28 protein-coding genes are annotated in these 24,919 nt (G+C 68.8%); 17 read left to right on the forward strand and 11 right to left on the reverse strand.

Going from position 1 to position 24,919, the window contains the following annotated elements; all coding sequences use genetic code 11:
• Positions 1-466 precede the first annotated feature (466 nt).
• The 4 genes from ON30_RS22895 to ON30_RS22910 all read right to left on the reverse strand — a co-directional run bounded on the left by ON30_RS22895 (position 467) and on the right by ON30_RS22910 (position 4,734).
• Positions 467-961, reverse strand: coding sequence for a MogA/MoaB family molybdenum cofactor biosynthesis protein (locus ON30_RS22895; RefSeq protein WP_218006296.1), 495 nt, complete (start codon positions 959-961; stop codon positions 467-469).
• Between the two features lie 122 nt (positions 962-1,083).
• On the reverse strand, positions 1,084-2,448 hold the full coding sequence (locus ON30_RS22900) for a S1C family serine protease (RefSeq protein ID WP_083911609.1): 1,365 nt from the start codon (positions 2,446-2,448) through the stop codon (positions 1,084-1,086).
• Positions 2,449-2,569: 121 nt separating this feature from the next.
• Entirely contained in the window at positions 2,570-4,045 is a 1,476-nt protein-coding gene (locus ON30_RS22905; protein ID WP_040710021.1) for an ATP-binding protein, read from the reverse strand.
• Positions 4,046-4,047: 2 nt separating this feature from the next.
• The gene (locus ON30_RS22910) at positions 4,048-4,734 is read right to left on the reverse strand and encodes a response regulator transcription factor (RefSeq protein WP_040710023.1); all 687 of its coding nucleotides are present in this window, start codon (positions 4,732-4,734) and stop codon (positions 4,048-4,050) included.
• A gap of 491 nt (positions 4,735-5,225) precedes the next feature.
• On the opposite strand from ON30_RS22910, the gene ON30_RS22915 reads away from it, so the two are divergent.
• From ON30_RS22915 to ON30_RS22940, 6 genes are all read left to right on the forward strand, one after another.
• On the forward strand, positions 5,226-7,832 hold the full coding sequence (locus ON30_RS22915) for a sensor histidine kinase (RefSeq protein ID WP_245554173.1): 2,607 nt from the start codon (positions 5,226-5,228) through the stop codon (positions 7,830-7,832).
• Positions 7,829-8,239: a roadblock/LC7 domain-containing protein gene (locus ON30_RS22920; RefSeq protein WP_040710026.1), complete on the forward strand. Its 411-nt coding sequence runs from the start codon at positions 7,829-7,831 to the stop codon at positions 8,237-8,239. Before ON30_RS22915 ends, ON30_RS22920 begins: the two co-directional genes overlap by 4 nt.
• Before the next feature lie 7 nt (positions 8,240-8,246).
• Complete coding sequence (locus ON30_RS22925; RefSeq protein ID WP_051029813.1) at positions 8,247-8,621, forward strand: DUF742 domain-containing protein; 375 nt, start codon at positions 8,247-8,249, stop codon at positions 8,619-8,621.
• Complete coding sequence (locus ON30_RS22930) at positions 8,602-9,231, forward strand: GTP-binding protein (RefSeq protein ID WP_373282619.1); 630 nt, start codon at positions 8,602-8,604, stop codon at positions 9,229-9,231. The genes ON30_RS22925 and ON30_RS22930 overlap by 20 nt, the downstream gene beginning before the upstream one ends.
• Positions 9,232-9,243: 12 nt before the next feature.
• Positions 9,244-10,014: an MHYT domain-containing protein gene (locus ON30_RS22935; protein ID WP_063719927.1), complete on the forward strand. Its 771-nt coding sequence runs from the start codon at positions 9,244-9,246 to the stop codon at positions 10,012-10,014.
• Positions 10,015-10,082: 68 nt separating this feature from the next.
• Positions 10,083-10,529, forward strand: coding sequence for a hypothetical protein (locus ON30_RS22940; protein WP_157183811.1), 447 nt, complete (start codon positions 10,083-10,085; stop codon positions 10,527-10,529).
• A gap of 397 nt (positions 10,530-10,926) precedes the next feature.
• On the opposite strand, the gene rpmF is transcribed toward ON30_RS22940, so the two are convergent.
• From rpmF to mrf, 3 genes are read right to left on the reverse strand one after another with little or no spacing between them, the layout of a single operon-like run.
• On the reverse strand, positions 10,927-11,100 hold the full coding sequence (gene rpmF / locus ON30_RS22945; protein WP_040710028.1) for a 50S ribosomal protein L32: 174 nt from the start codon (positions 11,098-11,100) through the stop codon (positions 10,927-10,929).
• A 1-nt stretch (position 11,101) separates the two neighbouring features.
• Positions 11,102-11,368 (reverse strand): type B 50S ribosomal protein L31, encoded by a 267-nt coding sequence (locus ON30_RS22950; RefSeq protein ID WP_040710029.1) that lies wholly within the window; start codon positions 11,366-11,368, stop codon positions 11,102-11,104.
• Positions 11,365-12,663, reverse strand: coding sequence for a ribosome hibernation factor-recruiting GTPase MRF (gene mrf, locus ON30_RS22955; protein WP_245554174.1), 1,299 nt, complete (start codon positions 12,661-12,663; stop codon positions 11,365-11,367). Before mrf ends, ON30_RS22950 begins: the two co-directional genes overlap by 4 nt.
• 101 nt (positions 12,664-12,764) lie before the next feature.
• On the opposite strand from mrf, the gene rpmB reads away from it, so the two are divergent.
• The 6 genes from rpmB (at position 12,765) to ON30_RS22985 (ending at position 16,205) form a co-directional block, all read left to right on the forward strand.
• Positions 12,765-13,001: a 50S ribosomal protein L28 gene (rpmB, locus tag ON30_RS22960; RefSeq protein ID WP_040710030.1), complete on the forward strand. Its 237-nt coding sequence runs from the start codon at positions 12,765-12,767 to the stop codon at positions 12,999-13,001.
• Positions 13,002-13,010: 9 nt separating this feature from the next.
• Positions 13,011-13,181 (forward strand): 50S ribosomal protein L33, encoded by a 171-nt coding sequence (gene rpmG / locus ON30_RS22965; RefSeq protein WP_040710031.1) that lies wholly within the window; start codon positions 13,011-13,013, stop codon positions 13,179-13,181.
• The gene (rpsN, locus tag ON30_RS22970; protein ID WP_040710032.1) at positions 13,181-13,486 is read left to right on the forward strand and encodes a 30S ribosomal protein S14; all 306 of its coding nucleotides are present in this window, start codon (positions 13,181-13,183) and stop codon (positions 13,484-13,486) included. The genes rpmG and rpsN overlap by 1 nt, the downstream gene beginning before the upstream one ends.
• Positions 13,487-13,512: 26 nt before the next feature.
• Positions 13,513-13,767, forward strand: coding sequence for a 30S ribosomal protein S18 (gene rpsR, locus ON30_RS22975; protein WP_011211513.1), 255 nt, complete (start codon positions 13,513-13,515; stop codon positions 13,765-13,767).
• A gap of 440 nt (positions 13,768-14,207) precedes the next feature.
• The gene (locus ON30_RS22980; protein WP_051029817.1) at positions 14,208-15,182 is read left to right on the forward strand and encodes a beta-ketoacyl-ACP synthase 3; all 975 of its coding nucleotides are present in this window, start codon (positions 14,208-14,210) and stop codon (positions 15,180-15,182) included.
• Positions 15,183-15,215: 33 nt separating this feature from the next.
• Positions 15,216-16,205 carry an AvrD family protein gene (locus tag ON30_RS22985; protein ID WP_040710034.1) on the forward strand — a complete coding sequence of 330 codons (990 nt, stop codon included), beginning with the start codon at positions 15,216-15,218 and terminating at the stop codon, positions 16,203-16,205.
• Here ON30_RS22985 and ON30_RS22990 read toward each other — a convergent pair.
• Complete coding sequence (locus ON30_RS22990; RefSeq protein WP_063719928.1) at positions 16,179-16,784, reverse strand: TetR/AcrR family transcriptional regulator; 606 nt, start codon at positions 16,782-16,784, stop codon at positions 16,179-16,181. The two genes, ON30_RS22985 and ON30_RS22990, sit on opposite strands and share 27 nt — an antisense overlap.
• A gap of 149 nt (positions 16,785-16,933) precedes the next feature.
• Between ON30_RS22990 and ON30_RS22995 the strand changes: the two genes are divergently transcribed.
• The 5 genes from ON30_RS22995 to ON30_RS23015 all read left to right on the forward strand — a co-directional run bounded on the left by ON30_RS22995 (position 16,934) and on the right by ON30_RS23015 (position 21,277).
• Complete coding sequence (locus ON30_RS22995; RefSeq protein ID WP_040710035.1) at positions 16,934-17,560, forward strand: AAA family ATPase; 627 nt, start codon at positions 16,934-16,936, stop codon at positions 17,558-17,560.
• Between the two features lie 69 nt (positions 17,561-17,629).
• A complete protein-coding gene (locus ON30_RS23000; RefSeq protein WP_063719929.1) occupies positions 17,630-19,234 on the forward strand; it encodes an MFS transporter in 1,605 nt (534 codons plus the stop codon).
• A gap of 3 nt (positions 19,235-19,237) precedes the next feature.
• Positions 19,238-19,909, forward strand: coding sequence for an HAD family hydrolase (locus tag ON30_RS36315; RefSeq protein ID WP_051029819.1), 672 nt, complete (start codon positions 19,238-19,240; stop codon positions 19,907-19,909).
• 18 nt (positions 19,910-19,927) lie between these two features.
• Positions 19,928-20,716, forward strand: coding sequence for an AAA family ATPase (locus tag ON30_RS23010; RefSeq protein ID WP_051029820.1), 789 nt, complete (start codon positions 19,928-19,930; stop codon positions 20,714-20,716).
• A gap of 90 nt (positions 20,717-20,806) precedes the next feature.
• A complete protein-coding gene (locus tag ON30_RS23015) occupies positions 20,807-21,277 on the forward strand; it encodes a hypothetical protein (RefSeq protein ID WP_040710036.1) in 471 nt (156 codons plus the stop codon).
• A 66-nt stretch (positions 21,278-21,343) separates the two neighbouring features.
• Here the strand turns inward: ON30_RS23015 and ON30_RS23020 are convergent, their stop codons facing one another.
• The 3 genes from ON30_RS23020 to purN all read right to left on the reverse strand — a co-directional run bounded on the left by ON30_RS23020 (position 21,344) and on the right by purN (position 24,817).
• Positions 21,344-22,234, reverse strand: coding sequence for a TIGR01777 family oxidoreductase (locus ON30_RS23020; protein ID WP_040710038.1), 891 nt, complete (start codon positions 22,232-22,234; stop codon positions 21,344-21,346).
• Between the two features lie 323 nt (positions 22,235-22,557).
• The gene (purH, locus tag ON30_RS23025) at positions 22,558-24,153 is read right to left on the reverse strand and encodes a bifunctional phosphoribosylaminoimidazolecarboxamide formyltransferase/IMP cyclohydrolase (protein ID WP_051029821.1); all 1,596 of its coding nucleotides are present in this window, start codon (positions 24,151-24,153) and stop codon (positions 22,558-22,560) included.
• Positions 24,140-24,817 (reverse strand): phosphoribosylglycinamide formyltransferase, encoded by a 678-nt coding sequence (gene purN, locus ON30_RS23030; RefSeq protein WP_051029822.1) that lies wholly within the window; start codon positions 24,815-24,817, stop codon positions 24,140-24,142. Before purN ends, purH begins: the two co-directional genes overlap by 14 nt.
• Between the last annotated feature and the right edge of the window lie 102 nt (positions 24,818-24,919).

Raw genomic sequence — 24,919 nt, forward strand, 5'->3', positions numbered from 1 at the left:
AAACCGTGCGTAACGGGCTGGCAACGCGAGTGCGTGATTGACCCGATTGTGATGTAGGTCACGGTACATAATCCGTCAAATGACTTGACGTGCGAAAACGCTTTTCCGAGTCCGCGGAATTTGCCGTCGCGAAATCTCGGGTTCGCGGAAAGGTCATCCGACGATTACTACAGAAATGCGGACATGATGGTCCGCATCACAGCGAGTCCTCGGGCGCGTCCAGGCGGCTTACGATCCCCATACGTACGTCACTACGGAGTAGATGCGTAGATGACGGTCAGCCGTGGTGCGGCGGCACCTGGGCGCGGTACCAGTCGTCGGGATCGGAACGAGCGGCCGAGTCGGCGTCGCGCTCGTCGGAGGTGGTGTCGGGCAGCGACTCCCCGAAGATCCGGGCCAGTCGCGCGGCGTCCCGCGCCCGGCGCTGGGCCGGGCGCGGATCGTCGGAAGAATCGGCGGCGGAGATCTATTCGACCAATCCGGACAGCTCGCCGATGACCTTCACGGCCAGCGGGCCGAGGGTTGCCATACCGTCGCGGACGGCGGCGCGGGTGCCCGGCAGATTCACCACGAGGGTGCTGCCGGAGATGCCCGCCAGGCCGCGGGAGAGACCCGCGTCCAGGGAGCCCGCGACCCGCCCCGAGGCGCGCAGGGCTTCGCTGATGCCGGGCAGTTCCCGGTCGAGCACCTGCGCGGTGGCCTCCGGGGTGACGTCGCGCGGGGACATGCCGGTGCCGCCGACCGAGATCACCAGGTCGACGCCGCCGATCACCGCGGTGTTGAGGGCGTTGCGGATCTCCACCTCGTCGGCCTGCACCGACACCGAGGCGTCGACAAGGAATCCCGCTTCGGTGAGCAGCTCGGTGACCAGCGGGCCGAGCGAATCCTCACCTCCGTGCGCTGTCCGATCATCGACCACCACAACCAGTGCGCGCCCCGCCACAGGAGCATCGATTTCCATGGTGCTCACCGTAGCGCCTGCGGTGAGCAGGTCGACCGCGGCGCTGGTCAACTCGGGTTCCAGGCCGGTGGCGCCGGCCAACTCGGCCGCCAGGCGCGGGTAGCCGTCGCGGGTCGCCCGCCTCACCGGGCGCCGTCCACGGGCGCGGCGGACAGCGTCACCTCGACGGTCTTCGGGTTCGCGCCGCGTTCGTCGGTGTAGGTGACCTTCACCTTGTCGCCGGGCTGATGCGAGCGGACCGCGGCGATGAGCGCGTTGCCGGAGTCGATGGGCCGTCCGTCGAGCGAGGTGATGACCGCGCCCTCCGGGATGCCCGCGGCGGCGGCCGGTCCGCCCTGGGTGGATTCGAGGACCTGCGCGCTGGTGTCCTGCGGGCGCAGCTTGATGCCGATCTGGGCGTAGGTGGCGTGCCCCTTGTCGATCAGTTCGGTCGCCACCCGGCGGGCTTGGTCGACCGGGATGGCGAAACCGAGGCCGATGGAACCGCTCTGGGCGCTGGCGTCCGCGCCGAGGCTGGCGATGGCGGTGTTGATGCCGATGAGTTTGCCGTCGCCGTCGACCAGCGCGCCGCCGGAGTTGCCGGGGTTGATCGCGGCGTCGGTCTGGATGGCGTCGATGACCGGGTTGACCTGACTGGTGGCGGCCTCGCCCTGGGTGGAGACCGGCCGGTTGAGCGCGGAGACGATGCCGGTGGTGACCGTGCCCGCCAGTCCCAGCGGCGAACCGATGGCGATGACCGGTTGACCCACCTGCAAGCCGCTGGACGCGCCGAGTTCGATCGGGGTCAGCCCGGTCTTGCCCTGCACCCGGATGACGGCGAGATCGGAGACCGGGTCGGCGCCGACGACGGTCGCGGGCGCGGTGCTGCCGTCGGAGAAGACGACCTCCATCTTCGCGTTCGCGCCGCCGCCCGCCGCGACGTGGTTGTTGGTCAGGATCAGGCCGTCGGAGGACAGCACCACGCCGGAGCCCTCCCCCTCCGCGCGATTGCCGGCGACCTTGATCATGACCACGCTGGGCAGGACCTTCTGGGCGACCGCCTGGGTCGAGCCCGCGGGCGCGTTGGACACGTTGTTGACGTTCGGGCGGGGCGCGTTGAGCGCGTTGCTGACCGAACCGCCCGGATTGTCACCGTCCGCGACCAGCGCGCCGACCGCACCGCCGACACCGCCGCTGACCAGGGCCAGCGCGACCGCGCCCGCGATCAGTCCGGTGCGCAGTGGACGGCGCGGCGAAGAACCGGCGGGTGTGGCCGCGAGGGGCGCGCCCGGCGGCGGGTAGGCGGGCGGCGGATAGGACGGCCCGGGGTAGGGCCCGGGCCGCGGTGCGGCGTACTGCGGAGCGGTGTGCTGGGTCTGCCCGCTCCAATAGGCGTGCTGGTCGGTGTGCGATGCCGAGGCGGGCGGGAACTGTTCGGTCGGGTGGCCGCCCGTACCGGACTCCGCGCCCTTCGCCTCGCCCTGGCGGTTCTGGAAATCCTCGGTCATGGCATCTCGTTTCTCGTCGACATCTGTCTCCCAGCGTGCCGAGGACGGCTTAGAGCGAACTGAGACGGCGCTTGCAGTTGTCCGAGATCTCGACGCTACCCGGCGGAAAACGCGGGGTGCGCTACTCGGCGTCGACGCCGGCGACGTCGGCGGGGACCGAACCCTCACCGGGCAGCACCATCCGCATGAGCGTGCCGCCGCGCGCGGAGGTGTCGATGGTGATGGTGCCGCCGTGCTTGGTGACCACCTGTTTGACGATGGCCAGGCCGAGCCCGGAACCGGGCATCGAGCGGGAGGCGGTGGTCCGGTAGAAGCGCTCGAAGACCAGTTCGCGTTCGGGGCCTGGGATGCCCGCGCCCGCGTCGTCCACGGACAGTTCCAGCAAGCCGCGGCCGGTCTCGCGCATGCTGACGAAGACCTGGGCGCCCGTCGGACTCCACTTGGCCGCGTTGTCGAGGATATTGAGGACCGCGCGTTCGAGTCCGGCCTCGTGGCCGTAGACGAACCAGGGCCGCAGTTCGGCGACGAAATCGATGCCCGCGCGGCGGCGTCGGGCGCGTTCCAGAGCCCGTTCGGTGACCTCGCCGAGGTCGACGCGCTCGTAGATGGCCTCGGGCGCGTCCTCGCGGGCCAGGTCGACCAGATCGCCGACCAGCGTCGAGAGTTCCTCGATCTGGGCCATGACGTCGGAGCGCAGTTCGGCCATGTCCTCGTCGGGCACGCTCGGCGCGCCGGGGCGACTGGAGGCGATGAGCAGTTCCATGTTGGTGCGCAGCGAGGTGAGCGGTGTGCGCAGTTCGTGGCCCGCGTCGGCGATGAGCCTGCTCTGCCTGTCGCGCGATTCGGCCAGCGCGCGCAGCATGGTGTTGAAACTCTCGGTGAGCCGGGCCAGTTCGTCGTCGCCGGTGACGGGGATCGGGGTGAGGTCGTCGGTGCGGGCGATGCGTTCGGTGGCGGCGGTGAGCCGGGCGACCGGGCGCAGGCTGGTGCGGCCGACGGCGGTGCCCATCGCGGCGGCGGCGATGACGCCGCACCCGCCGACGACGAACAGCAGCCACGACAGCCGGTCGAGGACTTCGCGGGTGGGTTCCAGACGTTGGGAGATGACCAGCGTCGGCCCGGAATTCGCGCGCACCGCGAGCACGCGCTGGTTGTCGGCGGTGCGCAGCGAGGAGTTGCGCTCGCCGCGGGCGACGTCGATCTCCGGTTCCCCGACGGGCGGGGTGGTGCGCTGCGGCGGGGCGTAGGGCCGGTATTCGGGGCCGTAGATCATCGCGATGCCGCTGTCGGTGTAGAAGGCGGCGGCGACCATGACGTTGAGGGTGTTGAACCCGTAGGCGTTGCTGGCGATGATCGCGTTGGCGCGGTCGTGCAACTGCTGGTCGACGTCGGCGTAGAGGGCCCGAGCGACCAAGGCGTAGGCGGCGATCGAGGTGACCGCGACGGCCACGGCCACCAAGGAGGCCGCCAGCAGCGTGACCCGCCAGCGCAACGACACCGAACGCGTCAGCGGCATGGGCGGGCGCATGTCCGCCGGTTCGGGCGAGCGCGGCCCGAGGGGCGCGATGGTGGTGCGCCGCGGGACGGTGCGCCCCATCATCACGGCGGTGTTTCGCGCAGCACGTAGCCGACCCCGCGCACGGTGTGGATCAGTCGGGGTTCGCCTTCGGCCTCGGTCTTGCGGCGCAGGTAGCCGATGTAGACCTCGAGGGCGTTGCCGGAGGTGGGGAAGTCGTAGCCCCACACCTCCTCGAGGATGCGACTGCGGGTCAGCACCCGGCGCGGGTTGGCCATCAACATCTCCAGCAGCGAGAACTCGGTGCGGGTCAGGCTGATGGAGCGTTCGCCGCGCGAGACCTCGCGGGTGACCGGGTCCAGGCTCAGGTCGGCGAACTGCATCGCCTCCGAACCCTCGCCGGGATCGGCGGCCCGACGGCGCAGCAACGCGCGTAGCCGGGCCAGCAATTCTTCGAGCGCGAAGGGTTTCGGCAAATAGTCGTCGGCCCCGGCATCGAGTCCGGCAACCCTTTCCGAGACCGAATCACGCGCTGTCAAAACCAGAATCGGCAGATCGTCGCCGGTGCTGCGCAGCCGCCGGCAAACTTCGAGCCCGTCCAGCCGGGGCATCATGACGTCCAGCACGAGGGCATCCGGCCGCTGCGCGGTGGCTTTCTCCAGGGCGTCGACGCCGTCCACGGCGAGGTCGACCGAGTAGCCGTTGAAGGTCAGCGACCGGCGCAGCGATTCACGGACGGCGCGATCGTCGTCGACTACCAGAATGCGCATGCCACCAGTTTGACCGCACCGACTGAGAGTCGACTGAGAGGGTCGGGTGCGACACGCCGCGCGGCCGGCGGCACGACGGCAGACACCCGGCTACCCCGGATGACCAGCGGCTTTCTAAGGCATCGGCCGATTCACCCGAGCGAGCAAACCTCATTGTGCACGAAACATGTTCTGTTCAGCCATATTCGAGATTAATCAATGGGGGTGCCCCAGATTGCCGTTGCCCAGCTCGCACGGTATGTTCCCTGCGGTAAAAAGAAGACCTCGAGTTGGTTCTCAGCAGGTTCATCCCATACTTATGTTGAACAGCCACAAGCCACCGGGGACCCCGCGCGGAGTGGAGGCGACGGAAGCGGATGGAATCATCACCGCGTTCCAGGCAATTCAGGCTGTCCAACTGGTCCGTCACCCGCAAGGTCGGGGTCGTACTGCTGCTACCAGTGGTACTCGCCTCGACATTCGCGGTGTTGCGAATCAATGACGAACTTCGGATGATCTCCGAGCTGGACGCGGCCGCGGAACAGGCACGGATCATCCGTCCGATGCTCGCGTTCGGCTCGGCCACCGAGCAGCTCGCGGTAGCCGCGGCGACCTCGTGGGAGGAACAGCCGGAATCCGCGATCGACAAGGTCGCGGGCAAGTTCGACCAGGCGTCGGCCGATCTGGAGACGGCGCTGAAATCGACCAAGGCGCCCGAGAGCGTCAGCAAGGAACTCGATCTGGCCCTGGTGGCCGGTCGGGCCATGCGCAACAACCTGCGCAACTCCTCACCGGTCACGCTGGCCCAGCAGTCCGACGACGTGGCGGCCCGCATCGGTAACGCGATCGCGGTCTCGACCACGATCGAGGAGCTCACCATTCAGCGATACTTCCTGCAGCTGGGTGTGACGACCAACGCTCGTCGCCTGCTGACCCAGCAGTATCTGCTGATCGGATCACCGGGCGCCGACCGCAATCCCGCGGTCCGACCGACCGTGCTCACCACCGCCGGTGGCGAGCTCGTGTTGGTCATGCAGTTCGCCCAGCTGCAACCGTCCTCGGCGTTGAACGCCAACACGTTGACCGACGCCATCAACACCCGGCTCGGCGCGTTCGGCCAGAACCTCGGCGACCCGACGACCAATCCCGCCGTCGTCGAATCACTGCGCACCAGCGCCACCGCCTACGACCAGACCACGGTCAGCCTCGTCGACATCATCGACTCCAAGCTGACCGACCGGACCGCCGAACTGCGCGGCATCGTGCTGCGCGATATCGCGATCGTGGTCGCGACCCTGCTCGCCGGTCTGGCCCTGGCCCTCGCGGTCGCCCGCTCGCTGGTCGTCCCGATCCGCCGCCTGCGGCACGGCGCGTTGCAGGTCGCCCACGTCGACCTGCCCAACGAGATCGAGGTCGTGCGCTCCGGCGGCGCGACACCCGACACCTCGCGCATCGACGTGCACACCACCGAGGAGATCGGCCAGCTGGCCCGCGCCGTGGACGACATCCACAACGCCGCGCTCCACCTCGCCGGTGAACAGGCCCGTCTGCGCCTGCAGATCGGCAGCATGTTCGAGACCCTGTCGCGGCGCAGCCAGTCGCTCGTGGAGCAGCAGCTCACCCTCATCGAGGAACTCGAACACGACGAGGACGACTCGGACCGGTTGCAGAGCCTGTTCCGCCTCGACCACCTCGCCACCCGCATGCGCCGCAACGGCGACAACCTGCTGGTGCTCGCCGGTACCGCGCTGCGGCGCGGACACCTGCCGCCGGTGCCGCTCTCGGACATGCTCTGGAGCGCGGTCTCGCAGGTCGAGGACTACCAGCGCGTGGAGATCGGCGCGGCGCCGGACGGCATCGTCCCCGGTGAACCCGCCGTCGACATCGAGCACCTGCTCGCCGAACTGATCGACAACGCGCTGCGCTACTCGCCGCCGACCACCCCGGTGGCGGTCTCGGTGGCCCGCGCGGTGGACGGCGGCTACCTGATCGAGATCATCGACCGCGGTCTGGGCATGTCCAACGAGGACCTGCAGACGACCAACGACCATCTCGCCTCCGGTGGTGAGGTCACCGTCGAGACCGCCCGCCGCATGGGTCTGTTCGTCGTCGGTCGCCTCGCCAAGCGCCACAACATCACGGTCAACCTGCGCCGCACCGCGGCGATGGCCCAGCAGCCCGGCATCACCGCGAGCGTGCACCTGCCCGGGACCTTGGTCTCGCCGGTGCCGATCTCGCCGGAATCCGGTCCGCAGCACGCCCCGCCACAGCAGATCGCCCCGCCGGAGTCGACCGCGCCGCAGCCGCGCATGTTGGTCCCGGTGCCGAGTCCGGCGCTGCCCGAGCACACCTCCTCCTTCGAGGTGAGCGGCGCGGGTCTGCCGCAGCGGCGGCCCGCGATCCGGGTGGCGGCGCCCGCCGAACGCGAGCACTCGGGCCCGCACGCGGTGGTCGACGTCGAGACCACCGATCCGGGTCGCGCCCGCGGGTTCGACCGGCGCGAGGACCGTGACCGCGGCCACGAACCGCTGGCGCTGCCCTCCAAGACCGGCAACGACCGCCGGGCCCCGGAGCCCGCCCCCGCGGTCGACGTGTGGGCCGAGACCTCGACCTACGCGACCGAGAGCTACGCCAACTACGGGCGCGAGACCCGTGACGGCTACGCCACCGAGAGCTACACCCCCGAGAGTTACGCGCCGGAACCGGCGTCGCGGACCCCCGAACCGGAACCCGTCCCCGCCACCGTCACCGCGACGGGGCTGCGGCCGGTGAATCCGGAGTCGCCGACGCCGATCTACCAGCGCATGGTCTCCGAGTGGCTGGTCGAACCGGCTTCCTCGGGTTCGGAGAACAACGAGCCCGCCGAATCGTGGAGTTCGCCCGCCGACGCGGGCTGGGCGGCCGCCGCCGAGGCGAGCAACCCGACCACCTCGGGCCGCACGTCCGGTGGACTGCCGATCCGTCAGCCCGGAGCCCAGTTGGTGCCCGGCGGGCTCGCTCCCGTCGAGGAGGCCAACACCCGGAATCCGGATGAAATTCGTAACAGCCTGACCAGGCATCTCAGCGGGGTCCGCAGTGGACGGGCCGACGCCCAGTACAACGATGGAGGGCTTGCATGAGCGACAAACCAAGCACCACGACGGACGAGAACCTGAACTGGCTGGTCACCCGGTTCACCCGGGACGTTCCCGGTGTGACGCACGCGGTCCTGGTCTCGGCCGACGGTCTGCTCCAGGCCACCAGCCCGCACCTGCCCAGCGACCGCGCCGAGCAGTTGGCCGCCGTGACGGCGGGTCTGGCGAGTCTGTCCGCGGGGGCGGCGCAGTTGTTCAACGGCGGCAAGGTCATGCAGTCCATCGTCGACATGCAGCGCGGCTACCTGCTCGTGATGACGGTCGGCAACGGCTCGCACCTGGCCGTACTGGCGAACAAGACCCACGACATCGGACGTATCGGATACGAGATGGCACTGCTCGTGGACCGGGTCGGGTCGGTGGTCTCGGCCACCGCCCGTACGGCTGTCTGAGAGTGCGATGTCCAATCCTTCCGGCGGGGGGCCGGGAATACCCCCGACCCGTGTCCGCCCTTATGCGCTGACTTCCGGACGTACCGAGCCGGCGGTCGACCTTCCCTTGGAGGCGGTCATCGAGACCGTCTCCTACACTGCCCATTTCGAATGGCCGGTCGGCGATCTACGCACCGATATCGTGCGGCTGGGAACCGCGCGTCTGTCGGTCGCCGAGATCTCGGCCAAATTGCAGCGGCCCCTCGGCCTGGTCCGGGTCGTGATCGGTGATCTCGTGGTCGCCGGAACGCTGCGGGTGCATTCGACGCTGAGTGACCAAGCTACCTATGACGAGCGCCGAATACTGATGGAGAGGACATTGCGTGGACTCCGCGCCCTATAACGCCCAGCCCTACGGCTCGGTCCCGGTGGACAACCGCACCGCCTCGACGAAGATCGTTGTCGCCGGCGGTTTCGGCGCGGGCAAGACGACCTTCGTCGGCGCGGTATCGGAGATCGTCCCGCTGCGCACCGAGGCGATGGTGACCGGTTTCTCCGACGGCATCGACGATCTCGCCGCCACGCCGGGCAAGCAGACCACGACCGTCGCGATGGACTTCGGTCGCATCGTGCTGCCGGGCAACCTGGTGCTGTACCTGTTCGGCACGCCGGGGCAGCGCCGGTTCTGGTTCATGTGGGACGACCTGATCCGCGGCGCGATCGGCGCGGTGGTGCTGGTCGACACCCGCCGTATCGAGGACAGCTTCGCCGCGGTCGACTTCTTCGAGGCGCGCGGCCTGCCGTTCCTGGTGGCGGTCAACCGTTTCCCGGACGCGCCCCGCTTCCCGGTCGGCGAACTGCGCGAGGCGCTGTCGGTGCGCTCGGGTGTGCCGATCGTCGACATCGACGCCCGCAACGCGATGGAGGTGCGCCAGTCCCTCGCCGCGGTCACCGAATACGCCATCCAGCGCCTGGCCGATCAGCAACGTGAACAGCCCGTCGGCCAGGGGTAGAGGAAACCGTTCGTGAGCTATTTCGCTATGGGCTATTGGGTTCTGGCCCTGTCGGTGCTCGTCTCGGCGGCGGGCGCGCTGGTCGGATTCACCTGTATCAGGGAGTCCAGGAAGTCGGTGACCGCCCGGTTCCGGACCGTGTGGTTGACCGCCGCCGCCGTGTCCATCGGCGCCATCGGTGTGTGGCTGGCGATCTTCGTGTCCATGCTCGGGGTCAACGGCCCCGGTGAGACGGTGTTCCGCTACGACGTGACCCGATTGCTCGGCGCGGCCGTGCTGTCCGGGCTGTCGATCTTCGCGGGTCTGATCTTCCTCGGCCGCACCGTCCAGTGGCCGCGCCTGGTGGGCTGCGCGGCGGCGATGACGGTGGGTCTGGCGCTGACCATGCACGTCGGGATGGACGCGATCCAGGTCCGCGGTTCGATCGAATTGAACTGGGGCCCCGTGATCGCTTCGATCGCGCTGCTGGCGGCGACCTCGGCGCTGGCGCTGTGGTTCGTGCTGCACACCTGGCCGGTCCCCGCGATGGGCGGCGCGGCGATCGTGTTCGGCTTGGCCGTGATCGGCGCGCACTACCTGTGGCTGGCCGGTCTGGATGTCCGCGTCGACACCCGTATCTCGGTGCCCGACGGGGAGGATCTGTTCACCTTCCTCGTCCCGATGTTCGTGGTGGGCATGCTCTCGCTCGCCATCCCGATCACCGCGGTGCTGGTCGCGCCGGACCGTCGCGGTGTGCCCTCGGCTTCGGCGAGTACACGCAACGAACCCGAACCGGCTCGCTGATCCGGTCCCGTGTGGACGCGGGCGCGGACCGGATCGGCCAGGACCTTTTCACACGGGAGGAACCGGACGTGACGCCGGAGCAGGAGGCCGTACTGCGCGACATCCAGACCCAGTTGCGCGGACCGGATCTCGAAGGGTGGCCCCAACTCGGCGCGGAGGCCGACGGACAGGCCCGATCCCTGGTGGAAGGTGTCGCGGCGGCGCTGGGCCGTATCGAGGAACTGGAATCGCATGCCGCGGCGCTGCGCGCCCAGGTGGGCGAACTGCGCACGGAGATCAGCGAATTGGAGGCCACCGCGGCCGAACTCGCCGATGAGGTGCGTCGCCTCGAACAGCGTCGCCTGCCGTGGCCGCTCTCGCTCGTGGAGGGCCCCGCGGAGTTCGTCGGCGCGCAGTTGGGCCGCTTGGAGGCGTTGGTCGCGGAACTTTCCGGCAACTCCGAGGCCGCGAAGACCGCGGCGGTGGCGCCGAAGCGCTCGGATCGGGAGACGGGCGCCGGATCGGGCGATCGGTAGGTTCGCGGCGGGCGGGCCCGCGTCCGCTCGGCTTTGGTCGATCGCCGCGGTCCTGTGCTCGCGCCCGCACCCGCACCGCACGCGAAAAACACCGGCTACCAGGGTGTTTCGAAGAAGCGGGGCGACCAGCCCCGGACTTTGGCGATGAGCGGGTTCTCGCGGTGATCGGGAGAACCCGCCCTCTCGCATGAGGGTACGCGCCCGGAACAGCGATTTCATCATTTCTCGAAGACTTTTACCGAGGCCGAAATCAAACTCCGAGTATGTATTTCATCGCAAGGTTACCGAGCCGCAAGCAGCAATTCAGAATACGTGCATGTGATCCACATCATAGCGATAACCGAAGTGTTGCCCGCTCTTTCATGATCGACATGCCCGGATGCCAGACACGCCGGAGTTATCGGCGATCGAGGTCGACCAACCCCCGCTGAACGGCCTTCACCAGTCGCCGGGGCACCCGATACTCGACGCCCGCGACCGTCACCGTGACGAGATCCGGTGCGACCGCTTTCCACTGCGACCGCCGACTGCGGGTGTTGGACCGCGACATTCTGCGCTTGGGAACCGCCATCTCAGCCCTCCCCTCCCCGGCGCGCGCGCCTGCCGTACTTGCGCTCGAACTTCTCCACCCGGCCCTGGGTGTCCAGCACGCGGTGCGCGCCGGTCCAGAACGGATGCGAATCCGCGGTGACGTCCACGACGATCAGCGGATAGCGCTGCCCGTCCGACCATTCCACGGTCCGCTCGCTGGTGACCGTGGACCGGGTGAGGAACCGCTTGCCCGTCCCCGAGTCCTCGAAGACCACCGGATGGTAGTCCGGATGAATCCCTGCCTTCACTGTCCTTCTCCTCTCTGCCGATTCGGCTGGGCCGCCTCGGTCGGTTCGCCGTCCCCGCACGGGTCGGCATGCCAGTCGCCGAACGGGTCGTCCCACAGCGCCACGCGCTCGGGCGCCCGATCCACCAGGCGCAGTTCGTCGTCCTCGACCAGCGCCCAGTGCAGCGCGGTGCGGATCTCGGCCGGATCGGCGTCGTGGACCAGCACCACCAGCGAGATGTCCCGGTCGCCGAAGCGCTCGTCCCAGCGCAGCGCCGCCAGCGCGCGCCGCGTCGGATCGGCCTGGGCGATCTCCTCGGCATCCATCGCCGCCAGCCAGCGCCCCGCGCCGCCCACCCGCAGGCCGCCGCCCGCGGACTCGAGCCACACGACCTCCTCGGGTTGGGTCGCCAGCCACATCCGGCCCCGCGCGGTGACCACGCCGTCGAAGAGCACGTCGAGGGCCTCGTGCAGGCGCGCGGGATGGAACGGCCGGTTCGCGGCGAATTCCAGCAGTGTCACACCACATTCCGCGCCCAGCGGCGGCTGACCGCGCAGCAACGGGGCATGCGCGTCGAAGATCCGCCCCCGGCGCGCGTCGGCGGGCACGCGCGTCAGCAGGTCCTCGATCTCGGCCGACCCGCACGCCGCGGAGTCGTCGAGCCAGGCCACCGGGGCTTGCGGGGCCAACCGTGCGAGCACCGCGCCGAGACGCTCCCGATCGTCGCCGCCCGCGACCGCCACCGCGTCGGCGAAATCCACTTGCCCGACGGCGACCTGGGCCACGGTCCGGTCGTCGTCGGCGGTGGCCAGTCCACGGTCGGCGAGGGTGTCCTCGCCGGTGGCGTCGGCGAGCCAGTGCGCGCCGTCGAGGCAGGCGAGCACGGCCTCGACGCGGACGTCGCGACCCGCGGGGCCGTCGACGCGGCCCACGACACCGCCGATCACGACCTCCTGGATCGCCCGGCAGACCGCCTCGGCCTCGAAGGCCGGGTCCAGCGCCAGCACGATGCGCCGCACCGAGTCGCGGGCCGCCAGACGGATCAGCAAGGGCAGCAGATCGGCGCGCAGCGTGCACGAGACGCATCCGTGGGCCAGTTCCAGCACCTCGGTGGTCTCCGCGTCACCGTCGCGCACCGTCCGGCGGACCACGCCCTGCCCCAGTTCGGCCAGGTCGTGGCGGACCACGACGGTGCCCGCGGCCGCGAGCAGCGCCCCGGCGGCGCGGTCGACCAGGGCGACGGCGGGCACCGAGAAGCCCGTGACCAGCACGACGGGTGTGCGGCGATCGGGTGCGGCCGGTTCGGACACCACCACGGGAACCCCTTTCGATAACGATTTTCATTTGCCGGACGCCGAGAGTACAGTCTCGAACGGTCGTTGTCGAAAATGATTTTCATCTACCGGAAGGAGTCGGGATGTCGGCCCACTGCCAGGTCACCGGGCGCGCCCCGGGCTTCGGCAAGTCCGTCTCGCATTCGCACAAGCGGACCAGCCGCCGCTGGAACCCCAACATCCAGCGCAAGACCTACTACCTGCCCAGCGAGAACCGACGCGTCACGCTGACCTTGTCGACCAAGGGCATCAAAACCATCGACCGGGACGGGATCGAGGCCGTGATCGCCCGCATCCGCGCCCGGGGCGAGAAGATCTAGGAGTCCGCCATGGCGTCCAAGTCCACCGAGATCCGGCCCGTGATCCGCATGCAGTCCACCGCGGGTACCGGCTACACCTACGTCACCCGCAAGAACCGGCGCAACGATCCCGACCGCCTCGTGCTGCGCAAATACGATCCCGTCGTGCGCAGGCACGTCGAGTTCCGCGAGAGCCGCTGATGGCCAAGAAGTCCAAGATCGCCCGCGATCGGCAGCGCCGCGAGGTCGTGGCCCGCTACGCCGAGCGACGTGCCGAGCTCAAGGAACTGCTGCGGAATCCGACCACTCCCGCACCCGAGCGGGACCGTGCGCGCTCGGCACTACAGCGACTGCCGCGTGATGCCAGTCCGGTACGCTTGCGCAATCGGGACGCCGCGGACGGACGTCCGCGCGGTCACCTCCGGAAGTTCGGACTCTCCCGGGTGCGTGTGCGCGAGATGGCCCACCGGGGCGAGCTCCCGGGCGTGCGCAAGTCGAGTTGGTAACCACCGATCCCGCAGAAGGAAACCACATGGCAGTCAAGCGAGCACCGTCGAAGAAGGTACGCGCCGAGCAGGCCCGCCGTCCCAAGAAGAACCCGCTGATCGCCGCGGGCATCGAGACCGTGGACTACAAGGATGTGAACCTGCTGCGCACCTTCATCTCCGACCGCGGCAAGATCCGCAGCAGGCGGGTGACGGGGCTCACACCCCAGCAGCAGCGTCAGGTGGCGGTGGCTGTCAAGAACGCCCGCGAGATGGCCCTGCTGCCATTTACCAGCCGGTAACCGGCCCGCGGACACGAAAGCGAGCCCGCACGGCGGGGGTGCGGGTGATGTTCACCCGCACCCCCGCCGTTGCCGTATCCGCCCCCCGGGGCGAAAACACCCGATCAGGGAATACATAGTTATCGATCGAGGTCGCGCCAATTCGCCCGATGCGACTTCGTGATCTGGCAGAACTCCCCCCGACCGACTCGACCACCCTGGACAGACGACCATTCGGTTAACTTTTCGCAAGCGTTAGCCGACCGCCCGACCGGGTGCCGATTATCGAGCGATGTCAATGGTCTATGAAAAAACGTGACCTTCATCACAGTATGTCGTTATACAGGCGTTATAGCGATGTGATCTGATTCCGTAAATGAACGGCAGTGATACATTGATTCATACATAATTGACACATATCACCTCTCGGGGGTGGAAATATGACGGCGCTTGCGGCCGGAATGTTGACGATCGGTACCTATCGTCCCGATCGTGTCGTTCCGAATTCCGAACTCGCACCCGAACTCGGGGTTGACGAAGAATGGATAATAACGCGTACCGGAATAACTGAGAGAAGATTTGCGGGGGGGCACGAAACCGTAATCTCGATGGCGACCGAAGCCGCTCAATCGGCTTTGTCCGCCGCACGCATGTCCGCTCGTCAGGTCGATGTCGTGATGCTCGCGACCTCCACCCATCTGAATCAGACCCCGGCGGCCGCGCCCATCATCGCCGCGGCACTCGGCTGTGACCGCCCCGCGGCCTACGACATCTCGGCCGGTTGTTCGGGATACGCCCACGGCGTGGGCCAGGCCACCGCACTCATCAACTCCGGTCAATCCGACACGATCCTCGTCATCGGTTCCGAAAAGCTCAGCAACGTCATCGATCTCGGCGAACGCTCGGTCGCCCCGATCTTCGGTGACGGCGCCGGAGCAGCCCTGATCACCCGTACCGAGACCGGTCACATCCGGCGCACGGTGTGGGGCAGTCTGGGCGAGCAATCGCATCTGATCCGCCAGGAACCCACCTGGGAAGACCAGCGCGCCGATCCGGAGACGACCCCCACGCCATTCCTGCGAATGGAAGGGACAGAAGTTTTCCGTTGGGCCACCGTCGCGGTTCCGAAGATTGTTTCGGAAATCGCCGAAGCCGGTGGGGTCCCTTTGCGGGACATCGAAGTCTTCGTGCCGCACCAGGCAAATCTCCGCATTATCGACGGGGTGGCACGGAAATTGGGTTGGCAAGACGAATCCGTGGTCATCGCGGACGATGTCCGACGTGCCGGAAACACCTCGGCCGCCGCACTTCCGCTGGCCATCGAGGACCTCGTGTCATCCGAACGAGCCAAACCGGGACAACTTGCGCTGCAGGTTTCCTTCGGCGCGGGCTTGTCTTATGCGGGTCAGGTTTTCGACCTTCCACGGGTCGCCTGACCGATTTGTTCGAATCGGAAAGTTGTCAGTGCGATGAGCGTTTTATTCTCCAGTTACGACGAGCCTCTCGGACCCCGCTCCGACCGTTATTTCGGCGAGGGTTACAAGAAAGTCAGCCCGGAGCTGTCCCACTTGCGCCTCGGCCGGTCGATTACCCCCGGCGCCGAACACAGCGGGGTTGCTCGCCTCACCTATCCGGCGGCCTGGTCGCGTAAGCAACACGGGGAACTGGTTCCCCACGTGAGCAGCGTCGACACCATCATGCTGGCGGCCTCGCTGTGCGACGCGGCCACCTCGCGGGCCCGTGGCCTCGCGCCCGAACAGTCCGCGCGGATGTGGGTCAGCCACGCTTCGGTGCGCGCGGGCGCCGCGCCCCACGAGGACCTCGACAACATCCCGGTCACCGCGACCGTCACGGCCACCACCGACGTGGCCGACGACGAGTCCGAGACCACCTTCAAATTCCAGGTCGGCAACCTCGCCGGCAATCTCACCCTGGTCCACCCCACCGGCGTCGCCCGTGCCGATGACGGCGGGTTCGAGGAGATCGCCACCCTCGGCGACCTGTACGGCCCCGCGCCGCACTACTACCTCAACGGCGTCAAGGACCACACGCTGACCGCCACCGATCTGACCGTCTCGCCCGACGCCACCCGCATCACCGGCCATCAGCGGGTCAGCACCGGTGTCGAGGGCGGTTACGTCGGCGCGGAGTCGGCCTACTGGGATTCGGTGTCGCCGATCGACGCGGTCGTGGGCGCGGCGCAGCTGTCCCAGATCCTGCTGTACCAGATGGATTCGCTGACCCGCACCAGCAGCAACACGCTGTGGATGCGCAAGCTCGAGTTCTTCGCGGTCCGTCCGGCGCGCCCCTCGGCCGACACCTTCGACGGCACGGTGGAGTTACGACGCGGCTCGGTCATCGATCGGGGCGGTCAGCGCTGGCGCAGCGCCGACCTGCTGATCAAGGAGTTCCAGGGCGTGACCGGCTCGTGCCTACTTGCCCATCAGCTTCCGGACTGAGGGACCGTAGGTATAGCCGACGTGCTGCCCCAACGCGCAGTCCGCGAGCGCCGCGAGCGCGGGTTCCTCGCTCGCGTGCTCCGGCGCGTCCATCGCCAACAGGGCGTTGAGCAGCATGCCGTTGGCGATGAACTGCTGAACCTGTTGGGGCGGACTGCCGGTGCGCTCCACCAGCAGGTTGAACAGCGTCACCAGGCAGCGCCGGGCGGCCGCCGCGATCTGCGGATGCGCGGCGGCGGCGCTGAAACCCTGCAACAACACCACGAGGACGTCACGGTCCTCGACGAGGCGGCTGTAGACCGCGCCGAGCCTGTCCCACACGTCCGGGGCGGTGGCCGCCGCCGGATCGTCGAGTTCGACGGCGAACGCGGTGATCATCTCCTCGACCGCGCGGTCGAACACTTCCTGGAACAGGTCGGCCTTGCTGCCGAACATGCGGACGACGTAGGGCTGGGAGACGCCCGCCTCGAGCGCGACCAGATCGGTGCTGGTACCGGCATAGCCGCCCCGCGAGAAAGCTCGCCCCGCCGCCTCCAGAATCCTCTCGCGCCGCTCCACCGCGCTCAGTCTGGCCATCATGTTCTCAAGTTACCACGGCCAAATATTGACAAGTTATCGTTTGATTACTACATTTCGCGGGACATTGTGAAGCAACTCGGACGAGTCGCGCCTTTCGCGCGCCCGATGCGAGTTCAGCGGAGCGATCACCGCGATACGAGGACTCCCCGATGAAGGATTCACCCGCGTTACGACTGGCCGTCACCGGTGCCCCGGGCAGTGGGAAGACCGCGGTGTGCACCGCGTTGTCCTTGGCCACCGGGCTGTCGTACGCGACCATATCCTCGGCCTCCGCGACAGCGGCGGCCGACCGTAGGCTCGCGGCCACCGTCGACGCGCCGATCAGGGGTTTCGAGCAGCGGGTGGATTCCGAGGCCAGATTCGGCTCCGGATTCGTCTCGGACGGTTCGGTCCTGCACGAGTGGGCGGTCGCCGAGACCGTGCGCCGTACCCGGCGACTCGGCCACTGGCTGCGTCGCCCGCAGGACCTGCCGTACCGAATCTTCGAACAGCGTTACCTTCTCGCGCACGCGGGCATCGTGGCCCGACGCGCGGGCATCGCCTACGACGGTTTCGTCCACCTGCGACTCGACCGGGACACCAGCGCGCCGCGGGATTCGGAGTTCCGCGCCGAACTGGACAGGATCCTGCTCGACACCCTGCACGACACCGGTATCCCCTACCTGGTGATCGGCGGACCGCTGGAGGAGATCGTCACCCGGGTGGCCGGGATGTACCAGCTACCGCACGTCATTCCGGTGACGGATGCGGTCAACGCCGCGCTCAAGGCCGCCTGAAGCCTCCTCCCGAACGTCCCGACCACGTTCGGTTCCTCCCTCCCGCACCGTAATTCAGAAGGGTTACCCATGGCCACACCCGGTGCCTACGCCCGAACACCACAACGATCCGACAGCGCGATCTGGACGCTGGTCGTCGTGGCGCTGGCGACCTTCATGCTCATGTTGGATCTGACCGTGGTCAACGTGGCGCTACCGGATATCCGCGCGGCCTTCGACTCCTCCTTCGAGGCGTTGCAGTGGATCCTGGACGCCTACGCGCTCGGCCTGGCCGCGGTGCTGCTGGCGGCGGGCTCGCTGGCCGACCGCATCGGCCGCAAGAAGGTCTTCGACGCGGGCCTGGTCATCTTCGTGTTGTCCTCGCTGGCCTGCGGTCTCGCGCCCAACGACGTGGTGCTGATCCTCGCGCGCCTGGTGCAGGGCCTGGGCGGGGCGATCCTGTTCGCCGTCGGCCCGGCCCTGCTGGGTCACGAGTTCCGCGGCAAGGACCGCGGCATGGCCTTCGGCGTGTTCGGCGGCGTGGCCGGTCTGGCGATCGCCTTCGGCCCGCTGATCGGCGGCGGCCTCACCGAATCGCTCGGCTGGCGCTGGATCTTCCTGGTCAACATCCCGGTGACCATCGTCGCCTTGGTCATCGGCTACCTGAAGATGCGCGAATCCCGCAGCGACGCACCGCCGCCGGTGGACTGGCCGGGCATGCTGAGCTTCTCCTTCGGCCTGTTCTTCCTGGTGCTGGGCTTCATGCGCGGTCAGGCCGACGGGTGGGGCAGCGCGCGGATCATCGGTTGCTTCCTGCTGGCCATCGCGCTGCTCGCGCTGTTCGCCTGGTTCCAGATCAGCCGTCCCGGCCGGGCCATGTTCGACCTGAGCCTGTTCGAGAATCGGACCTTCAACGGTCTGTCCGTGGTGACCGCGCTGTGCGCGCTGTCGGTGATGCCCGCACTGTTCCTGCTCATCTCCTACGTGCAGAACCTGCTCGGGTACTCGGCGCTGGCCTCCGGCGTGCGCTTCCTGCCGTTGACGCTGCTGCTGTTCGTGGCCGCGGCGCTGGCGGGCAGCCTGGTCGCCAAACTGCCGCCCGCCCTGCTGGTCGGCGCGTCCCAGTTGCTCATCGCCGCGGGCCTTTTCGCGGTGCTGCTGGTCGACGTCGGCGACAGTTGGACCGCGCTCATCCCCGGCATGATCCTGATCGGGCTCGGCATGGGCCTGTTCAACCCGCCGCGCGCGGCGTTCTCCATCGCGGTCACCACCTCCGACAAGGCGGGCGCGGCCTCCGGCATCAACGAGACCTTCCAGCAGGCGGGTCTGGCGATCGGCATCGCCGCGGTCGGCGCGTTCTTCCAGAACCGGGTCGGCAGCGCGTTCACCGAGAACGAGACGGCCACCGCCGTTTTCGGCGACAAGGCGAGCGAAGCGGGCGACGCGGTCGCCGCGGGCGGCCCCTCGGTGCTGGCCGGTCCCGACCTGGGCGCCGCGGCGGAGGCCGTGCGCTCGGCCGCGGAGTCGGCGTTCGTCAGCGGTCTGCACAACACGATGGTGCTGGCCGCGATCGTCGCCGCGGTCTCCGGCGCGATCGCGCTGACCACCCTGCGCAGCCGGGATCTGGACGAGGCCGCCCTGGCCACACCCGGCGTGCCGACCGAGGACCCGTTGGCCAAGTCCCCGGTGGCCTGACCCATGCTCGCGACCAGGCCCCGTTTCGCGTTCACCGATGTCGACCACACCCTGCTGCGGGTCAGCACGCTGCACCATTTCGCCGAGTTCTTCTTCGCGGCGACACGGCGCGGCGCGGTGTTGGAGACCCATCGCACGCGGATGCGGGTCCTGGCCGAGACCGGCGCGGACCGGGCGGAGTTGAACCGGAGCTACTACCTGCTCTGGGCCGACATCCCGGTCGCCGAGGTCGACGAGGCCGCGGTGGCATGGCACGAACAGCTGTGCGCCGCGGACCTCTACCGGCACTCGGTGCGCACCCGGTTGCGCGAACTCCACGCGGAAGGGGTCAGGACCGTGCTGGTCTCGGGTTCCTTCCACGCCTGCCTGCGCCCGATCGAACGGGAGCTGGACTGCGCGGGCGTCCTGTGCACCGACCTGGAGGAACGCGACGGCGTGTTCACCGGGCAGGTGCGCAGATCGCTGATCGGCCCGGCCAAGCGCGCCGAGGTCGAGACCTTCGTCACCTCCTACCCCGGCCACGACCTGGCCGAGGACTTCGGCTTCGGCGACCACATCAGCGATGTGCCGGTGCTGGAGAGCGTCGGACATCCCACGGTGATACCCGTGGACCCGGCCCTGGAGACGGTCGCGCGCGAGCGCGGCTGGGAGGTCCTGCGCGATCATGAGCGCTGATCGATCGGAGACAGCACGGTGTACCTAGTCGGCGGACAACAACGCGACCACATCAAACTCGCGATATCGGGGACCTACGGAACCGGGAAGAGCACCACCACCGAGGCGCTGTCCATCGCGACCGGCATCCCCCGCACCCACGCGCTCACCTCGCGCGAACTGCTCGTCGACCTCGCACCCGGCAAGACCGTCATGGAGCTGAACTCCATCGAACTGCTGCAACTGGGCCTGCGCCGCTTCGAGGAGCGGGTGCACAACGAATCCCTGGACGGCTCGTTCATCTCCGACGGTTCGGTGGTGCACGAATGGGTGTACGGCACGGCCCGGATGGCGGTCGGCATCAACCCCGGCGCGGGGTTCGCGTTGCGCGCGATCAAGAAGGTCGCGGGCATCGGGCGCAAACGGCCGCTGCTCGAGTACACCGACATCTTCGGCGACATCGTCAAGGAGCGGGCGCGCCACCTCTACGACGCCTACGTCCACCTCCCGGTGGAGTTCCCGATGAAGGCCGACGGGCACCGCCCCGTCTCCGAACCGTTCCGCAACCTGTCCGACGACAGTCTGCTGAAGGTCATCAGCGAACTCGGCCTGCCCTACGAGGTGGTCGGCGGCACGGTGCAGGAACGGGTCAGCAAGATCATCGACCTGTTCGACCTGGACACCGTCATGCCGGTCGAGGACGCCATCGCCGAATCGAAGCGGCGGGTGGCCGAGGCCACCGCGGTCCTCGAGGAGGACGACCGCTTCCAGGCCGCCCAGCGCAAGAAGTCGTTGTGGCGCAAGCTGTCCTACGCCATGCGGTATTGACAGCACCCCGAACCAACTCTCCGCCGACGTGGGACCCCGAGGGACAGCACCGGGGTCCCACGTCATTTTCTCTGGTCTAGGGTGAGGCCCATGGATCGGACCACGAGGACACGTCCGGCCGTCGGCCGAGCGGCGGCAGGCATCGCGGCGGTCGCCGCCTTGGTCGGACTGGTGAGCGGATGCGGCGACGCGGCGGACGACGCCGCCGTCACGACCGCCCCCACCGGCACGCACAGCACACCGACCGAGAGCGCGGACGCCGCGCAGGGCCGCGTCTTCACCGCCGATCCCACCATCACCCGACCGCACGCCGTCCCCTTCACCACCTGGACGCCGGTGGGCGCGGATCGGATCGCGATCGGGTTCGAGACCGGATCGCCGGAATGCTACGGGGTGGACGTCTCGGTGACCGAGAGCGCGCAGGCCGTCGTCGTCGAATTGCGTTCGGGCGCACGGGCCGACGCGGCGGGCCGGATGTGCACGATGATCGCGGTGTTCGGCACGCTCGAGGTGCCGTTGTCCTCCCCCGTGGGTGAGCGCGCGGTACTCAGCGCGGTGTGACGCGCCGTCCCCCGGATTCCGACACCGGCCCCCACCGGCCCCCGGACATCCACGGCGCGGCGCCGATCAGCGCGGCAGCGCCCAGGACAGCGCGCTGTCCAGCGTCTCGTGCTGGAAGCGGAATCCGTTGCTCTCCAGGATCTTCGTGCGCATCTTGTGGCCGTGCAGCAGTTCGGCCCCGGCCTCGCCGCCGATCATCTTCAGCACGCCGCCGGGCAGGGTCAGGAACACCGGGCGGCGCAGCGCGGCACCGAACGCCTTGGCGAACCGGGCGTTGGTGACGGCTTCGGGCGCGACCAGGTTGACCGGGCCCGCGACCGTGCCGGTCATCAACAGCTTGACCGCGCCGATCCAGTCCGGCAGCGAGATCCACGGCATGTACTGCTTGCCCGAGCCGAACTTGCCACCCAGGCCGAGCTTGAAGATCGGACTCAGTTTGGTCAGGACCTCGGAATCGGCGGCCAGCACATTCGAGGTGCGCAGCAGCACGACCCGCGCGCCCGCGGCGACGGCGGGCGCGGTGGCCTCCTCCCACTCCTTGCACATCGTGCCGAGGAAATCCGCGGCGGGCGGATCGGTCTCGTAGACCTCGCGTTCGCCGGTGTCGCCGTAGTAGCCGGCCGCCGATGCGTTGAGCAGCACCGGAACACCGGTCGCGGCGACGGCCTCGGCGAACACGCGCGTCGCGCCGATCCGGCTCTCGCGCAGCAGTTCCTTGTATTCGGGGGTCCAGCGGTCGCCGGCGATGGCCGCGCCGCACAGGTTGATCGCGACGTCCGCCCCGCTGAGGGCGTCGCGGTCGAGAACGGGGGTTTCGGCGGTGGGGTCCCACCGGAGTTCACCGGGCTCGGTCGGCTCGCGTCGCACGAACCGGACCACCTCGTGGCCGTCGGCCCGCAGGCTGGTCACCAGGTGATTGCCCAGGAAGCCGGAAGATCCCACTACAACTATGCGCATGACCGATATTGTGCACCACGACAAATCGGACTCGCGCGTCGTGTGACCGGCTCCGAGCCCCGCGATCGAGTGCGCCAATCGTGCAGGTGCACAATGGTACCCAGCGGGATACCCGGTCAAACACCTACTTCGCGCGCGGTGATCGCGACGGTTGTGAATAGTCATGGTCCCGCGCGAATCCCGCCCGCGCGGCGAGCGGATGCGCTGCCCCGCACGCGAGCGCATACTCCCGAACGGAGGCGACGGTGGCCCGGTGTTCGCCCGGCCCCGGGACGACGAACGCCACGCCGCACGAGGCGACGTGGCGTCCGGAACGGGATCGCTCAGTGCGCGAAGTGCCGCGCACCCGTCAGATACAGCGTCACCCCAGCCGCGCGGGCGGCGTCGATGGTCTCCTGATCGCGCACCGAACCGCCGGGCTGCACGATCGCGCGCACCCCCGCCTGGATCAGGTGCTGCGGGCCGTCCGGGAACGGGAAGTAGGCGTCGGAGGCAGCCACCGACCCCTTCGCGCGCTCACCCGCGCGCCGCACCGCAAGATGCACCGCGTCGACCCGGTTGACCTGCCCCATGCCCACACCGACCGACGCGCCGTCGTCGGCGAGCAGGATCGCGTTGGACTTCACCGCGCGGCAGGCCCGCCACGCGAAGACCAGATCGGCCAGCGTCGGCTCGTCGGCGGGATCACCCGCGACCAGCGTCCAGTTGGCCGGATCGTCGCCCTCGGCGTCGAGCACGTCGCGCTGCTGCACCAGCAGGCCACCGCTGACCGGACGCCATTCCGCGCCGACCCGACGCGGCGGTTCGGCGATCAGGATGCGCACGTTCTTCTTGCGCTGCAGCACTTCCACCGCGCCGTCGGCGTAACCCGGCGCGACGATGACCTCGGTGAAGATCTCGGCCACCTGCTGGGCCATCTCCACGGTGACCTCGCGATTGGCGGCGATCACACCGCCGAACGCGCTCACCGGATCGCAGGCGTGCGCCTTGCGGTGCGCCTCGGCCACATCGCGGCCGATCGCGATACCGCACGGGTTGGCGTGCTTGACCACGGCCACCGCGGGCGCGTCGTGGTCGTAGGCGGCGCGACGGGCCGCGTCGGCGTCGGTGTAGTTGTTGTACGACATCTCCTTGCCGTGCAACTGACGGGCCTGCGCGAGCCCCACCTCACCCGCCGCCGTGTACAGCGCCGCGGACTGATGCGGGTTCTCGCCGTAGCGCAACACCGCCGAACGCTCCCAGGTGCCACCGAGCCAGGCCGGGAACTCCGCCGTGTCCTCCGCACCGGGCACCAGCGTGTTCACCATCCAGCTCGCCACCGCCACGTCGTAGGCGGCGGTGTGCTGGAACGCCTTGGCCGCCAACGCCGTCCGCTCCGACAGGGTGAACCCGCCGGACTTCACCGCCGCGAGCACCTCCTCGTAATCGTCGGTGTCGACCACCACCGCCACCGACGGATGATTCTTGGCCGCGGCCCGCACCATCGACGGCCCGCCGATATCGATCTGCTCGACGCACTCGTCGGCGCCCGCGCCGCCCGCCACCGTCTCGGTGAACGGGTACAGATTCACCACCACCAACTCGAAGGCCGCCACACCGAGATCGGCCAACTGCTCGAGATGTTCGGGCCTGCGGGTATCGGCGAGGATGCCCGCGTGCACCCGCGGGTGCAGAGTCTTCACCCGGCCGTCGAGAGTCTCCGGGAAACCGGTCAGATCCTCGACCCGGGTGACCGGAACGCCCGCGTCGGCGATCCGCGCCGCGGTGGAACCGGTGGAGACCAGTTCGATCCCCGCGTTGTGCAGACCCGTCGCGAGCTCGACGAGCCCGGTCTTGTCGTACACGCTGACCAGCGCCCGCGCGATCGACTTGCGCTCGCCACCCGTGCTCGCCCGTTCGCTGCCCTCAGTCACCGGCATACTCGCTCACTGGAATAACTGCCTTTCGTCCGTCGGAGACAATGCCTCGCGTAGCGACGGCGGCGACGACCTCCGCCAACAGCCGTCGCTCGACAACCTTGATGCGCTCGTGCAGGGTGGCCTCGTCGTCCTCGGCCAGCACCGGCACCGCCTCCTGCGCCAGGATCGGCCCGGTGTCCACGCCCCCGTCCACCAGGTGCACCGTCGACCCGGTGACCTTCACCCCGTAGGCCAGCGCGTCACGCACACCGTGCGCGCCCGGGAACGAGGGCAGCAGCGCGGGGTGGGTGTTGACGATCCGACCGCCGAAACGGTCGAGGAAGACCGGGCCCAGGATCTTCATGAACCCGGCCGACACCACCAGATCCGGCGCGTACGCGGCCACGGCCTCGGTCAACGCGACATCCCAGGCGGCGCGGTCGGGGAAATCCTTCAGCGCCACCCGGAAACGCGGCACTCCCGCGGCGTCGGCGTGCTCGGTGGCCGCGCACGCGCGATCCACACCGACCGCGACGATCTTCGCGGGATAGTCGGCCGCCGCGGCGGCCTCCAGCAGCGCCCGCAGCAGCGAACCGGTACCGGAGGCGAGCACGACGACGGTGGCCGGAGCCGCGGACGGCTTCCACGGGGCGTTCGAGGAACTCAGCGCTCCCCTCCTGGTCATAGGTGTCGGACGACAGGGGTTTCGGACGGCGGGGACTGCACCGCCGCGTCCAAGCCTAGTGGTGTCGGTCAGCTCACTCTCGACCGGTAGGAGCGTGCGCCG

It is taken from the genome of Nocardia takedensis NBRC 100417, from assembly GCF_000308695.1.
Taxonomy (GTDB): Bacteria; Actinomycetota; Actinomycetes; order Mycobacteriales; family Mycobacteriaceae; genus Nocardia; species Nocardia takedensis.